Raw genomic sequence first — 14,552 nt, 5'->3', positions numbered from 1 at the left:
GTTGGCCATGTCATTGAGACGCGGCGATGACTTCCGGGGGAAAGTCGGCGCCCTGAAACTTCTTGAAGATCGCTTGGAGTTTTCCGTTGGCGATGTTCTTCTTCACCCAGCTGTCGACCCATTCCTTCAGATCCGTATCCTCCTTACGCATGCCAACACCCATACGCGCGGTCCGAAGCGGCAGCTTCAGCTCGAGCTCTTTGGCCGGGTTCTTCTTATTGATCAGGTCGACAAGGGTTGGCACCTGCGCGACCACGTCAAACTGATTGGACACGACTGCCGTCATCGTCGTTGCTTCATCCTCAAAGCGCACGATTTCCGCACCTCGCGGCGCCGCCGCTGTCACATCCGCATCGTTCGTCGTGCCGCGTGTGACGGCAATGCGCTTTCCCGACAAATCGGCGAACGCCTTGATCTGCATGCTCTTCGGTGCTGCCACATAGGACGTCGCTCCAGAATATGGTAGCGAGAACGCGATTAGCCTCTTCCGCTCATCAGTGATCGACAAGGCTGAAATGACTGCGTCTGCGCGATGCGACATCAGGAAAGGAATGCGATTGGCGCTGTTTGTCCCCACGATCTCCATCTTCACGCCGAGATCAGCGGCCAAGAGCTTAGCTGTTTCGACTTCCGATCCGGTTGGATTGAGGTCTTCATCCTTGAACGCCCAAGGAGGGACGCTGAGATCGACGGCGATGCGAATGACACCCGCGGACTTGATCTTCTCGAGCGTCCCGGCTATCGCTGTTTGCCCCATGAGGGCCAGCGAGATCGCAGCAGCTGTCAAAACATTAGCAAGGGTCTTCATTTCAATCCTCCCGATGGCAATTGACTGTTCGAATTTGGACGGAGCTGCCGCCCAGATTTTCGTCTAGAAGAGGTCGATTCGGCCTCGGCATTCGGAGCGCATCCGATTCCGTCCCGGCGTTCTTCTCGTCGAGGCGGTGCCAGGCAGAGCGACCGCTCAGCGAGCAGGCGACATCGATTGTTTCGGCCCGATCGCCTCGATGGCGTTCGCAAGTGTCTCCTCCAGAGTGCAATTATTGTTGTTATGATTGCGCGAGACGTTAGCGAGCGCGGCTTTCAACGTGAAGCCCGTCTTTCACGACCGCGAGAAATCGTCTCACTTCGTGAGACTGTCGCCGTTATTGGGCCGTCCGATGCTCAATGACGAAAGGTCATGAAAGAAAATAGAAGCTCGATCTGTCCATCCAGCATGTGCGTGCCGTCTCGCGTGGCGCAGCCCATCTTGGCTGCCTGCGACAATAGCCTCGTCGGGACCGGATCGGTGATGACGTCGGCAACAATCATGTGCGGGGCAAGTTGAGCGGGATCGACTGGTAGCGGGTCGCCGTCCTGCAAGCCTGCCGACGTTGCATTGACGACGATGTCGCAATCGCCAGGAACGGCAGTATCGATGGAGACCTTGCCTGGATATGCCTTACTGAGCCTATCGAACAGGCTGTTTTGGTTTGACGCGTCGACGTCATGGAAAGTCAGCTGGCGAGCGCCTTCTTCCAGCATGGAGACACCGATCGAGGATCCTGCGCCGCCCGCGCCGACCATGAACACGTTCTTGCCGGCGATGGCATGGCCCGCCTTCTTCAATCCGGCAGTGAGACCGGCGCCATCGAAATTGTCGCCGAGCCAACTGCCGTCCTGTTCTCGTCGCATGGCGTTGATCGCCCCGAGGACCTTGGCGCGATCGGACAGGCGGTCGCAATGCGCGATCGCCCCGAACTTGTGTGGCAGCGTGATAAGAATGCTGTCGATGTTGGGCATTGCTTTGAGGGCCGCGACAGCCGTGTCGAGGTTGCCTCTCTCGACCTGCAGCGGCACCAGCACGCCGTCATAACCGGCATCCTGCATTCGCTTAGTCAGCCACCCCGGCGCCAGCACCTGCGAGATGGGCGAGCCTATTAGCGCGTGAACGCGCGACTTTCCGGTCAGTGAAGTTGTCATGCAACAGGTCCGGCGCTGCAGGACAATGTCGGCGGAGGCGAGGGTGGCACCATGGCATAGCCCCTGGCCTCATAGTCGAAGTCATGCAGCTTGTTGACGGTCTCGGCCTTGTTCACTGGAGAGGCATAGTAGGCCCGGATCTCGGTAATCCGTGTGACGTCGTCGTTGAAAACGTACCATTCATCGCCGCGCAGCACCTCGCCAAGTGCCGTCTTCCAATGGGTCCATTCGATCACCGCTTCGCGGCCGTCCGAGCCGGCCAGAACCTTCTCAATAGTCCAGCGCGATCCCATCGTTTTGACACACCAGACCCAGCCCTCGGCTATCGCCTTAGCGCCGCGCCAGGGCGCACCAGGCAGGCCGGGCGGGAAATAGTGGACAGCATTGCTCGTGAAGCAGTCCAGCAACGCCTGGTGATCGGCATCGTTGCAGGCTTGGAAGTATCGGCGGATCAAGGCCTCCGCCTGTTCGGGTTTCGTTAGTGCACCCATCGCTCTACTCCGCCGCCCGCCGGGCTCGCCATTCCGCGTATTCCTTCAGCGTCGCCTCGTTCGGCGGGTAGGTGCCCCAAAGAGGCGCGCCAGCATCGATCTTGGTGAACAGGAAGCGCTCGCGCAGCTCCTGCTCATGAGACTCCTCCGCCACCTCCTCGGCGATGGCCCGCGGGATGACGACGACGCCATCGCTGTCCCCAACGATGATGTCGCCGGGATAAACGGCGACATCGGCGCAGCCGATTGGCAATTGCATGTCAACTGCTCGATGATAGGCAGGGCGCGTCGAGGCCGTGTTGGCCCTGCAGTAAGCCGGAAAGGGCATCTTGGAGATTTCTGTCCCGTCGCGGAATGCGCCGTCGGTAATGGCTGCCGCAACGCCTCTGCGCATCATGCGCGTCATCAGCATGTTGCCGGCCGATGCGGCACGCGGATCGTTGCGGCTGTCGATCATCAGGACCTGGCCTGCGCCAATCGCCTCCACGGCCTCCCACTGGATGTTGTCCTCACCACGCTTGCGGAGGTCAGACAGATCCCAGTCCTTGTCTTCCCGCGAGGGAATGAAGCGCAGGGTGAAAGCCTCCCCGGCAAACGCACCAGCGCTCGGATTGAGCGGCGTGATACCGACCAGGAATTGCTGGCGATAGTTGCGCTTGAAGAGCTGCGTGGTCAGCGTCGCTGTCGAGCAGGCCTTCAGCTTTTCGAGGGTTTGGGAAGCAATCGGAGCCATGCGTGTCTACCTCCAGGGAGCTGACTCTTAACCAGCGCAAGCAGTGCAATGCTTGCCTTCTGGCATCACCATAGCTGCAGCAGTGATCGGCGGAAGGCCTATCGAGCTTGCAGCGAGCGCGCCGTCTCACATGTTGAGATCAGGTGCGGGGCGCGTAGCGCTTGACGACATCGAGATCCGGTTCGAAGCCGATGCCGATGCGATCAGATGCGCTGACAACCCCCTTCACCGGCTCCGGTGTGCTCGCGAGCCACGTTTCTGGCTCCACGAACAGGAACTCGATCAGCGTCTTTTCCTGCATCAAAGGCAGCATCGCTAGGGTCGCAAAATATCCCGGCCCGAAGTAAGGCGTATGTGGCATGACGCTCTTACCGTGTCGCTCGCAGGCGGCCAGGATGTTGGCGAATTCGGAGATGCCGCCAACTTTGGTCATACTTGGCTGTGGATATGTAACAGCGTTGATGATCCGCATGAAATCAAACGCCGTGCTGGCGTTCTCACCGCTGCCAACGGGGATTGCGGCCTTCTCAATCTCTTCCATACTCTTGTAGTCGTCAGGCGGGAATACCGGCTCCTCCACCCACAAGGTGTCGCAAGCAAGGAACGTCTCCCGCAAAGCGATCGTCTCCTGCATCGACCAGGCGCAATTGGCATCAACCATAAGCGCGACACCGGGCCCGATGACCTCGCGCGCGTGCCTGATCACATCGGGGGCGATCTCGTGGAGCTTGATGTGCCGGTAGCCGCGCTCGACCGCCCGCTTGCATTGCTCGGCGACAAGAGCCTTGTCGCCATACCTGACGAGGCTCGCATAGGCCGGCCGCTGCGTTGGCGCTTTCGCCCCGAAAAGCCGCCATAGCGGCACGCCCTGCCGTTTCGCCTTCAAGTCCCACAGTGCGATGTCGACCCCGGACAGCGCAAACAAGGTTATGCCGTAGCGTCCAAAGAGATGAAGTTTCTTTTGCACCTCCAGGTTCCAGGCAGCGATATCGTCGATGGCAGCCTCGGTGACAAACGGCGCGATCATGTGGTCGACGGCCGCATGCACCGCCTCCAGGCAGAAATAGGCAAAGGCATCGCCCCAGCCGACATGCCCATCCTCATCTTCGATGCGGATCAGCACCATGTCGAGGCGATGCCAGCGGGATGGTGTGCCGCCCGTGCCCAGGCCGCCGTCGGCGAACGGAATGCGCACCGGGAAGCTCTGCAGTGAGATAATCTTGGGTACGGTGTTGCTTTCGGGCATAATGCGAGTGGCCTGGTTCAACGCCTTGCGACCGGATCGGCGCTGCCGCGCTCGCCGACATCGATCGACAGGAGGTGTCCCGAAAGAGGAGCATTGGCGAGGCTTTCGCGCGACAGGCCGGTGCGGGCACTGGTCACGAAGAGCTCCGACATGCAGGCTCCTCCAAAGGCGATACCGGTTGGTCTTGGCACGGGAAGGGCGACCGTTCGCTCAATCTCTCCGCTCTCATTGAGCTTCACGACGCTCCAGCCGTCCGACAATCCAACCCATGGGTTAAAATGCTCGTCGACGGCGAGGGCGCAAGGAGCGCCCGCGACCTTCGGAATATCGGCGAATTTTCGCTTTCGCGCCGCCTTTCGCTCCAGCAGATAGACGCATTGACGCGATGGCTCCGTCGCGAACAGACCGGCATCACCGCAAAAGGCGATGTCGCTCACCTGGCCTTGCATTTCGAACACTGTTTCCATCCCCGATTGCCTTCGCCACGGTCCAACCAAGCTCATGTTGGCCTCGGCGTTGTAGGCTGCTGCCCAGATCTCACCAGCCTCCGAGACGCGCAGCACTTTGAAGGAGATACCGGGCGTTCCTTCAATTCGCTCCTGGCCGCCCGATAGATTGTCGATCACAATGTCATGGCCGACTGAATAGGCGACGCCGCCCTCGATAAGGCACAGCGAATTGATGCTCTCAGAGAGTGCCTGTAGTGAGACGATAAAGGGACGCACGCCGTCGGCGCGGATGGCAGGCGCCAACAGATCGGCCCAAACTAGCCTCTGCGCGCGCGCATCCCAGCGCGGCGCCGCGCCCACAAAGGCTGTGCTCTTCGTCCACACTTTGTAATTCCCCGGATCATGCCGAGCGCTCTTGATGGCAGGTGCGAGCAGGCTCGAAATCCGTCTTGCGACATCGACGAGCTCTTGCCCTAATCGTTCGGCGCGCTCGGCGGTGATGCGAAAAGTTGGGCCAGCCACACTGATGGCCGCAAGCGGCTTGCCGGCGGGATCGAGAATAGCCGTTCCGACGCACCGGGTGCCGAGAACTATCTCTTCATCATCGATCGCATAACCACGCGCGCGGACGATGGCCAGATGTGCCTTCAACTGCTCGCCGTCACAAATCGTCTTCTCGGTAAACTTGGCAAGCCCCTCGCGGACCACCAAGTCGAACTGCGCGTCGGAAAGATGAGCAAGGATCGCCTTGCCCTGGCTCGTGCAATGCATCGGTTTAAGCGCACCGAGCCTCGCATTGGATCGCTCCGAATGTGCGCTCTCGAAGCGGCCGAGCGAGAGCACGTGGTGACCGTCTTGAACCGCGAGATAGGCGGTTTCACCGGTCAGATCGCGTAAGCGCCTCAGCTCTACGGACGCAATTGACGCAAGGTCAGACGACGACCAGGCATTCTGGGCGAGATCGAGAAAGTTGAAACCAAGCGTGTAGGCCTGGGTGCGCGGATCTGCCCGGATCAGTCCACGCGAGATCAGCGCCGCGAGGATGCGATACAGGGTCGCCCTGGGGATGCCCGTCTGGTCCGCAAGACGTGTCTGGTCAAGGACGCCGGGTGATCTGCCGATCAGCTCGAGGATATCGCAGGCCTTCCCCAGAAGCGCCGTCCCAGCGACATTCTTAGGATGGATCAGTTCCGGCGACCACTCGACTTCGTGTTCAGACATGGCTCAATTTTAGTTTCACGACACGAGACCATCTAGTCTGCCGCAGGCTTGGTGCGCCTCACTTCAGTCCGGCTGCCCATATGGTGAGACTCGCCGGGGCGGCGAGGGCGAGCCTCTTAGGGCTGCACCTGCAAGGGCCGGCGGATACCGCCGCCCTCGTCCCGAAAGGCAAGCTCGCGCAAACGCGGCAAAACAGGATTGCGATTGTCGCTTCTCCAGATGGCGTGCAACTCAGCAAAGATAGAGCGTCCAAGTCGGATAGGCCGAAACACGACATTGTCGAAGCAGGCATTGCGGGTCTCTCCGGGAACAATCGCAAGACCCAACCCCGTGCTGACCAGCGCGAGGATGGCTTGTGCCTGGCTCATTGACTGCACGACATTCGGTCGGATGCCGGCGGCTCCAAACGCCATGGTCAGCAGCGAGTTCATGTAGGGGCCAGCGCTCGAATACATGATGAAGGGTTGCCCATCGAGCTGCTCGAGCTCGGGGCGGCGCCGCCCCGCGAGCGGGTGTTCGAGTGGCAGGGCAAGCGCCAGCTCCTCACGGAACACGCATGCGCTTCTGACCGTCTCGGCCGTCTGCAATGGGCGTACCAAGCCGAAATCGATTTGCCCTGATTTGAGAGCTTCGAGCTGCTCGCGCGAGGTCAGCTCGACAAAGCTTGCTTCGATGTGGGGTAGTTCGCTGCGCAGGCGCGAGGCAAGCCAAGGCAAATATCCGTAAGTCGTGGCACCCACGAAGCCGATCGTCAGGGCACCACCAGCCAATGCGGCTGCTCGTCGTGCCGCCTTCACCGCAGCCTCCCGCTGCTGAAGCAGCCCCCGCGCTTCAGCGAGAAAGGCCCGTCCAGCGCCGGTCAGCTCAACCGACCGGCTCGTTCGCTCAAGCAGCGTCACATCGAGCTGTTGCTCGAGCATCTGGATGTGCCGGCTGAGTGGCGGCTGCGTCATGTTGAGGCGCTTAGCCGCTCGCCCGAAATGAAGCTCGTCGGCAACCGCAACGAAGGCACGAATTTGTGCAAATTCGATCATTGATACCTTTAAGGTATTAGTTCGATCCAAAATCGAGTTTAGACGTGAATTAATCCTGCGTCTAGGTTGGGCTCCGTGATCGACGAGAGATCGATCCGGGAAAACCTCGAGGGGAGGATCGCATGTCAGGGAGCAGAGTGGCGCGCTTCCAATTTCGTTTCGTGATCTTGGCACTCATCACGATGTTGCTGGCACTGAGCAGCGGCGATCGGGCGACGCTCTCGATGGCGGGCCCCAATATGTCCAAGGCTCTTGGCATCAGCCCGGTCGAGCTCGGCTGGATGTTTTCCGCTTTCGCGTGGGCCTACGTGCTGGCTCAGGTGCCGGCTGGCTGGATCACGGACAAGCTCGGCGCAAAGCTCAGCATCCTGGTCGGATTGGTCCTCTGGTCGGCCGTCACGTTCCTGATGAGCGGCGTGGGCTGGCTCGCCTATCCGTTTCTGGCCATGCTCGCCCTACGCTTCCTGCTCGGCGCGTTCGAGTCTCCGGTCGGGCCGGCTGCTGGGCGCATCATCGCTGCCTGGTTTCCATCGAGCGAGCGCGGCATTGCTGGCGCGATCTTCAACAGCGCACAATATGTCTCCCTCGTGATCTTCACGCCTTTGATGGGCTATCTAGATCATCGCTTCGGCTGGGAGCACATCTTCACCGTAATGGGCGTTCTGGGGCTCGCATTCTCCGCCCTCTGGTTCGTCGCCTACTATCCGCCTGCCGAACATCCAAAAGTCGCGTCAGCTGAACTCGATAACATTCGCTCTGGTGGCGGTCTTGTCGACCTCCGCGCCGCTCCTGTGCGCTCAGCCGAGAGCGCAGGCCCGAAATGGTCGGATCTCGCCGAAGTCTTCCGCAGCCGCATGCTCGTCGGCATCTTTCTCGCGCAGTACGGCATCACATCTATAACTTGGTTCTTTGTCTCCTGGTTTCCGAGCTATCTCGTCAAGGCACGCGGCTTCTCGGTGCTCGATGCAAGTTTAGTGGCGACCATCCCGGCGGTCGCCGGCTTCGTTGGCGGCGTCGCGACCGGTTTCTTCTCCGATTGGCTTCTGCGCAGGACCGGCTCGCTGAGCATCGCCAGGAAGACGCCGATTACGATCGGCCTTTTGATGACGATGCTGATCATTGGCTGCAATTACACGGACTCGACCGCGTTGATCCTGGTCCTGATGAGCGCCGCCTTCTTCGGCAAGGGCTTTGGATCGCTGGGTTGGACCGTAGTCGCCGACACCGCGCCAAAGGAAGTCATAGGGCTGACCGGGGGCGTATTCAACGCCATCGGCAACACCGCCGGTATCACGACGCCGGTTGCGATCGGCTACATCCTCGCGGCGACGGGCTCCTTTAACGGCGCATTGCTCTATGTCGGCCTGCACGGCCTGCTCGCTGTCATCAGCTATTGGGTCATCGTGGGCCCAATTCAACGTGCCGTCATTCGGGAAAGGCCGGAGCTTCCTCGCGCTGCACCAGTTCCAGCCGAGTAGACGCCTCGCCAAGAGAGAAATTCACCTAAAGGAAAGAGAACGAACAGATGAATTTCATGCAAAACACGGCCCGGATCATCGCTAACCCGCTCGCGGCGGGGCTGGTGCCCGGCGAAGCAACGACCGACCGGATCGCGTGGGTCAAACTCTCGCTGGTCTTCCTGCCGCTCTCAGCGCCGATCAGCGATGCCAAGGTCCTTACCGGGCGTCAGAAGCCACTTACCGAGATCGCGTTCCTGTTCGCGGAGATCGAAACTGAGCAGGGCCATAGTGGCATCGGCTATAGCTATTCGAAGCGCGCAGGAGGCCCCGGGCAGTTCGCTCATGCCAAGGAAATTGCCGGTGAACTCCTAGGTGAGGATCCCAATGACATCGCGCGCATCTGGGACAAGCTCGTCTGGGCCGGCGCTTCCGTCGGCCGCAGCGGATTGTCAACGCAGGCAATTGCTGCCTTTGACATTGCGTTGTGGGATCTCAAGGCCAAGCGAGCGAAGCTGCCGCTGGCCAAATTGCTCGGCGCCCACCGAGATTCGGTTCGCTGCTACAACACATCCGGCGGCTATCTCTCCATGCCGATTGAGGAGGTCACGGAGCGCGTCTCGATGGCACTCGAAAAGGGCATCGGCGCCATCAAGCTCAAAGTCGGCCAGCCCGACCCGATGGTTGATCTCGCCCGCATTGAGGCAGTGCGCAAACATATCGGCGACGTACCGCTGGCGATCGATGCCAATCAGCAATGGGACCGCACGACCGCACTGAGGTTTGGCCGCATTGCCGAGCAGTTCAGCCTGACCTGGATCGAAGAGCCGCTGGATGCTTACGATTGCGAAGGGCATGCCGCGCTCGCCAAGGAGCTTGCAACCCCGATTGCCACGGGTGAGATGCTAACAAGCGTCGATGAACATTACGAGCTGATCCGGCACAATTCGGTCGACTTCATTCAGCCCGACGCTCCCCGCGTCGGGGGCATTACTCCCTTCCTGAAGATCCTCGCGCTTGCCGACCATAAGAAGCTGCAGCTCGCTCCCCATTACTGCATGGAGATCCACCTTCATCTGACGGCCGCTTACGGCCGCGAGCCCTGGGTCGAGCACTTCGAGTGGTCGGAAGCCATGTTCAACGAAAAGCTCGACGTCGCGAACGGCCGCATGATCGTGCCAAACCGGCCGGGCCTCGGCTTCAGCCTCTCGGAGCAGGCTCGAGCATGGACGCGCGCCACCTATGAGGCCGGCAAGCGCTCATAGTGAGCTGCAAAACTGGCCCGGGCCGTCCGGGCCAGCTTTTTTTCGGCGTCCGTCGCGTCACCCAAATTTAAGGGAAAGTTCGCGGTAGGAATCGTCCTCTGTCGCTCGGATACGCCACGTTACGATGGGACTTCGCTTTCCTCCCAACCTCGCTTGCAGCCGGTCGGCCTCCACTTGCGTGCGGGCGATGAACGGCCAGCTACTGGTAGTCTTGATCTGATCGGGGGTCGCGATCAAATGCGCGGCGCCTGGTGTTTATGTCGGCACCAAACTCCTGTGCACTCGCCAAGGTCTGGTGCGCGGTGAAGGTGGCTTCGGCAAAGCGGGCCTGCGAAGGCGCTTCCGTCCTTCGGATGAGCCGGCCTGGACATAGACCGGCCGACCCCGCGATGTCCGCGAGATGCTTTGGTCCGCGAAAATGGTCCTTAACCTGTTAATCAACTTGGACCAAAAGACTGGCGAGGCAACTTTGTAAGCAGGTGGTGATCGACCCGGAGGAACGAAGACACGGCGTCGGCAGAGGAGATCTCGCACAGCAGGTGTTACGTCTTGTCCTCGTCGGTGGCCACGAGGTCTTCTAGAAGATTGAGGAGTTGCTCGACTTTGTGATGTCCTAGTCGCCGGTCCAGCTCTTGATAGAGGGCGCGGCTCTCCGGTTGAATTTGCTGGACAAGATCGCGTCCCTTCGGCGTGATCGAGAGTAGGGTTCGCCTGCTGTCCCCTTCGAACCGGCCTGTCTTGATCAATCCGCGTCTTCCGAGAATCTTCATTATACGGCTCAGACTAGGAGCAAGAATGGAAGCTCGGATCGACACTTCTCTGGCATCCAGATAACGTGACTCGTTCAGAGCGCGCAGGACTCGGTACTGCTGTTCGTTCAGATCATAGTTGGCAAGCAGAGGCCTGATCTTGCTCATGATCACCTCTCGGCCGCGCAGAAGAGCGATAGGCAAGGTCCGGCTCATAGGCCTGGGGTGCAACTTCTCTCGCGTGGTCGAGTCCATTTAAGCAACTTCCTCCAAGTCCCAACAAAAGTTGATCCTGATTTGTGCATGATGCGGCTGGCCGCTTCAAGAGAGACCTCGATACGGCCGCGCGGTATTGACAGGTTTGAGCCTGATAGTTAACCTGTTAATCAATAGCTGCATTTGCGGCCCAAGGTCGACTTCTGTTCCAATGGCGCGACGCCAGGACAATGGATGACTCTGAATTAGAAACAAAATTCGTGATGAGTGGAGGATGCAGATGTCGAAGTTGGACGAACACCTTGCCAAGGCGGAAGGTTACCTTGGACGGTTTCGCGAAACCGGCGTCCTCAATCATATCAATGGCGAAGCCGTACCGGCGGCAGACGGCTGCGTGTTCGAGTCTCTCTCTCCTATCGACCTGAAGCCTCTCGCAAACGTCGCGCATGGCAAAGCGCTCGACGTCGATCGCGCAGCGAGAGCTGCGAAGGCGGCATTCCGGGAATGGGCTTCAGTGCCAGGTGGTGAGCGCCGTAAACTTCTTCACGCGATCGCGGATGCGATCGTGGCGCGGGCGGAGGAGATCGCGCTGATCGAATGCGTTGATACGGGTCAGCCTTACCGATTCATGTCGCAGGCGGCTCTCCGCGGCGCTGAAAACTTTCGCTTCTTTGCGGACCGCGCACCCGAAGCGCGGGATGGCAAAGCTCTTCGCGCCGTCGAACAGCTCAATCTGACCGGGCGCGCTCCAATCGGGCCGGTCGGGATCATCACTCCGTGGAACGCGCCATTCATGCTGTCGACCTGGAAGATTGCACCAGCGCTGGCTGCCGGGTGCACCGTCGTCCACAAGCCGGCCGAGTTCTCGCCGTTGACTGCGCGATTGCTCGTAGAGATCGCAGAGAGCGCTGGACTGCCGAAGGGCGTTTGGAATCTCGTCAACGGGCTGGGGGAAGATGCAGGCAAAGCGCTCACGGAGCACCCGGACATCAAAGCGATTGGTTTCGTCGGCGAGAGCCGGACGGGTGCGATGATCTTGAAGCAGGGTGCGGACACGCTCAAACGGGTCCACTTCGAGCTGGGTGGCAAAAACCCGATCGTCGTGTTCGCGGACGCCGATCTGGAGCGGGCAGCCGACGCCGCCGTTTTCATGATCTATTCGAACAACGGCGAGCGATGCACATCCTCGTCCCGGTTGTTCGTCGAGAGGAGCATCTATCACAAATTCACAAAGGCGGTCGCCGAGAAGGCGAAGCGCATCAAGATCGGGCACCCCCTAGATCCCGACACGGTCGTCGGTCCTCTCATCCACCCGGCCCACGAGAAGAAGGTCCTGAGCTATATAGATCTCGGACTGTCGGAAGGCGCGAAGATCGCGGCCGGTGGTGCAAAGGTCTCCGGCCCGGGCGGTGGGTGCTACGTCTCGCCGACCTTGTTTGTCGACGCGAACAACCGGATGCGCATCGCGCAAGAGGAGATATTCGGTCCCGTCTTGACCGCCATTCCCTTCGATGACGAGGGCGAGGCGCTCGCACTTGCCAACGACGTGCAATACGGTCTGGCCGGATACCTTTGGACCTCCGACGTCATGCGAGCCCTTCGGTTCAGCGAAGAGCTCGACGCAGGCATGATTTGGGTGAATTCCGAGAATGTTCGGCACCTGCCGGCGCCGTTCGGAGGCGTGAAGGGGTCCGGCATCGGTCGAGATGGCGGCGATTGGTCGTTCGACTTCTACATGGAGACGAAGAACGTCGCCTTCGCGACGGCGCCTCGTCGGATATCCAAGCTGGCCAATTGAATAAACGCAGGAAGTGGGGAGAACAATGGCAATACCCGCCGCGAATCTGTATCCGCCAGTCAACATCGTCCGCCTGAGCCACGTGGAATTCGTCGTGCGCGATCTGAAGGCAAGCCGGGCGTTCTATGTCGACACGCTGGGCCTGCAGGTAACGTTCGAAGACAGTCAGATGATCACTCTCCGCGCGCTGGAGGAGCGAGGACATCATTGTCTGATCCTGAGAAAGGGCGATGAGCCTGCCGCCAGTCATCTGAGCTTCAAGCTTTTCGACGAAAAAGATCTCTATGCGGCGCAGGCATTTTTCGAATCGCGCGGACTTCCCGTGCAGTGGATCGACCGTCCTTTTCAATCGCGTACATTGTTGACGAGCGATCCGCACGGCACGCCGCTCGAGTTCTACGCAAAAATGGACCGGCTCCCTCCGATCCATCAGAAGTACGGATTGTACAAGGGAGTGAAGCCTCTCCGCATCGACCACTTCAATTTCTTCATGAGCAACGTCGATGAGGCGGTCGCCTTTTACAACGAACTCGGTTTCCGCACGACCGAGTACACCGAGGACGAGGTGACGGGCCGTCTATGGGCCGCCTGGATGCATCGAAAGGGCGGAGTTCACGACATCGCGTTCACCAATGGGCGCGGTCCCCGTCTTCATCATGTCGCGTTCTGGGTGCCGACCCCGCTGAACATTATCGATCTGCTCGATCTTATGGCCACGACCGGTTACGTCTCGAACATCGAACGAGGCCCAGGGCGGCACGGCTTGTCGAACGCCTTCTTCCTGTATGTTCGCGATCCGGACGGGCACCGCGTCGAATTCTATTGCTCCGACTATCAGACAGTTGATCCCGATCTCGAGCCGTTGAAATGGAGCCTCAAAGATCCGCAGCGTCAGACGCTCTGGGGCGCTCCGGCACCTCGGTGTTGGTTCGAAGAGGGCACACCGTTCCAAGGCGTCGCCATCAAGGAGCCCGACCTGAAGGCTACGCCCATCGTAGCGCCGTGACCAATTCATGCCGCGACCAGCTTCGTTTTGATCGAAAGACAACGAAATGAGCGAACCCACCGTCAGACTTGTGAGCTTCTGCCATGCCGGCAGGCGGGGATACGGACTCGTGAAGGGCGATGGTGTCGTCGACCTGTCGAGCCGCTACGGCCAGCGGTGGCGCGATCTGCGCGAGGTCGTGGCGGAATGCGCCCTGGAGCGCTTGGTGACAGATGCGTCTGGCCTTTCTGCCGATCTAGAGCTGTCCTCGTTGCGGTATGAGATCCCCGTGCCGTCGCCGGAGAAGATTATCTGCGTGGGCGTCAACTATCCCGACCGCAACGAGGAGTACAAGGACGGCCAGGCCGCGCCGTCAAATCCTTCGCTCTTCGTACGATTCCCCCGATCATTCGTCGGACACGAGCGGCCATTGCTTAGACCTGCCGAGTCTCAGCAATTGGATTATGAGGGCGAGGTTGTGATCGTAATCGGTCGCTCCGGGCGCCGGATCCCCGAAGCGCAAGCGCTGGACCACATAGCGGCACTTTCGCTTTGCAACGAGGGTACGCTTCGTGATTGGGTCCGTCACGCGAAGTTCAACGTGACGCAGGGCAAGAATTTCGACTGCAGCGGCTCGATCGGGCCATGGCTGATCCCGTTCCGCGACGAGTCTCAAATCGCGGACATCAAATTGGAGACGCGCGTCAATGGCGAGTTGCGCCAATCTGACCGTACGTCGCGGATGATCTTCTCCTTCCGAAAGATCATCAACTACGTCTCGACTTTCACTACGCTCGTTCCCGGCGACGTTCTTGTGACAGGAACGCCGACGGGAGCGGGAGCGCGCTCCGATCCTCCACGATGGCTCAAGCCAGGCGATGTGATCGAGGTCGCTGCGGAAGGCATCGGAACGTTGCGGAACACGGTAGAGGACGAGAAGTAATCA

The 14,552-nt window shown here is 60.0% G+C and carries 13 protein-coding genes; 5 read left to right on the top strand and 8 right to left on the bottom strand.

Annotation, left to right across the window (positions count from 1 at the left end; genetic code table 11):
* Positions 1-10: 10 nt before the first annotated feature.
* From P6U27_RS37660 to P6U27_RS37630, 7 genes are all read right to left on the bottom strand, one after another.
* Positions 11-808 (bottom strand): transporter substrate-binding domain-containing protein, encoded by a 798-nt coding sequence (locus P6U27_RS37660; protein WP_407194688.1) that lies wholly within the window; start codon positions 806-808, stop codon positions 11-13.
* Positions 809-1,164: 356 nt separating this feature from the next.
* A complete protein-coding gene (locus tag P6U27_RS37655; RefSeq protein WP_407194687.1) occupies positions 1,165-1,962 on the bottom strand; it encodes a shikimate dehydrogenase family protein in 798 nt (265 codons plus the stop codon).
* Positions 1,959-2,453 carry a nuclear transport factor 2 family protein gene (locus tag P6U27_RS37650; RefSeq protein WP_407194686.1) on the bottom strand — a complete coding sequence of 165 codons (495 nt, stop codon included), beginning with the start codon at positions 2,451-2,453 and terminating at the stop codon, positions 1,959-1,961. The genes P6U27_RS37655 and P6U27_RS37650 overlap by 4 nt, the downstream gene beginning before the upstream one ends.
* A gap of 4 nt (positions 2,454-2,457) precedes the next feature.
* Complete coding sequence (locus P6U27_RS37645; protein WP_407194685.1) at positions 2,458-3,186, bottom strand: ribonuclease activity regulator RraA; 729 nt, start codon at positions 3,184-3,186, stop codon at positions 2,458-2,460.
* Between the two features lie 139 nt (positions 3,187-3,325).
* A complete protein-coding gene (locus P6U27_RS37640; protein ID WP_407194684.1) occupies positions 3,326-4,432 on the bottom strand; it encodes a mandelate racemase/muconate lactonizing enzyme family protein in 1,107 nt (368 codons plus the stop codon).
* A 17-nt stretch (positions 4,433-4,449) separates the two neighbouring features.
* On the bottom strand, positions 4,450-6,102 hold the full coding sequence (locus tag P6U27_RS37635; RefSeq protein WP_407194683.1) for an IclR family transcriptional regulator C-terminal domain-containing protein: 1,653 nt from the start codon (positions 6,100-6,102) through the stop codon (positions 4,450-4,452).
* Positions 6,103-6,218: 116 nt separating this feature from the next.
* Positions 6,219-7,136, bottom strand: coding sequence for a LysR family transcriptional regulator (locus tag P6U27_RS37630; RefSeq protein WP_407194682.1), 918 nt, complete (start codon positions 7,134-7,136; stop codon positions 6,219-6,221).
* Between the two features lie 122 nt (positions 7,137-7,258).
* On the opposite strand from P6U27_RS37630, the gene P6U27_RS37625 reads away from it, so the two are divergent.
* Positions 7,259-8,614 carry an MFS transporter gene (locus tag P6U27_RS37625; protein WP_407194681.1) on the top strand — a complete coding sequence of 452 codons (1,356 nt, stop codon included), beginning with the start codon at positions 7,259-7,261 and terminating at the stop codon, positions 8,612-8,614.
* A gap of 56 nt (positions 8,615-8,670) precedes the next feature.
* A complete protein-coding gene (locus P6U27_RS37620) occupies positions 8,671-9,858 on the top strand; it encodes an L-talarate/galactarate dehydratase (RefSeq protein WP_407194701.1) in 1,188 nt (395 codons plus the stop codon).
* A gap of 542 nt (positions 9,859-10,400) precedes the next feature.
* On the opposite strand, the gene hpaR is transcribed toward P6U27_RS37620, so the two are convergent.
* A complete protein-coding gene (gene hpaR / locus P6U27_RS37615) occupies positions 10,401-10,823 on the bottom strand; it encodes a homoprotocatechuate degradation operon regulator HpaR (protein WP_407194700.1) in 423 nt (140 codons plus the stop codon).
* A 280-nt stretch (positions 10,824-11,103) separates the two neighbouring features.
* Between hpaR and hpaE the strand changes: the two genes are divergently transcribed.
* Genes hpaE through P6U27_RS37600 form a run of 3 tightly spaced genes read left to right on the top strand, consistent with a single transcriptional unit; the run spans position 11,104 to position 14,549 of the window.
* Complete coding sequence (hpaE, locus tag P6U27_RS37610) at positions 11,104-12,621, top strand: 5-carboxymethyl-2-hydroxymuconate semialdehyde dehydrogenase (RefSeq protein ID WP_407194680.1); 1,518 nt, start codon at positions 11,104-11,106, stop codon at positions 12,619-12,621.
* A gap of 25 nt (positions 12,622-12,646) precedes the next feature.
* Positions 12,647-13,627 (top strand): 3,4-dihydroxyphenylacetate 2,3-dioxygenase, encoded by a 981-nt coding sequence (hpaD, locus tag P6U27_RS37605; RefSeq protein WP_407194679.1) that lies wholly within the window; start codon positions 12,647-12,649, stop codon positions 13,625-13,627.
* A gap of 46 nt (positions 13,628-13,673) precedes the next feature.
* Positions 13,674-14,549 (top strand): fumarylacetoacetate hydrolase family protein, encoded by an 876-nt coding sequence (locus P6U27_RS37600; RefSeq protein WP_407194678.1) that lies wholly within the window; start codon positions 13,674-13,676, stop codon positions 14,547-14,549.
* The last annotated feature ends 3 nt before the right edge of the window (positions 14,550-14,552 follow it).

Origin of the sequence: Bradyrhizobium sp. STM 3566 (assembly GCF_045571445.1) — a bacterium.
Taxonomy (GTDB): Bacteria; Pseudomonadota; Alphaproteobacteria; order Rhizobiales; family Xanthobacteraceae; genus Bradyrhizobium; species Bradyrhizobium vignae.
Note: the sequence above shows the minus strand (reverse complement) of the source record. Positions and strands in the feature narration are given on the sequence as shown.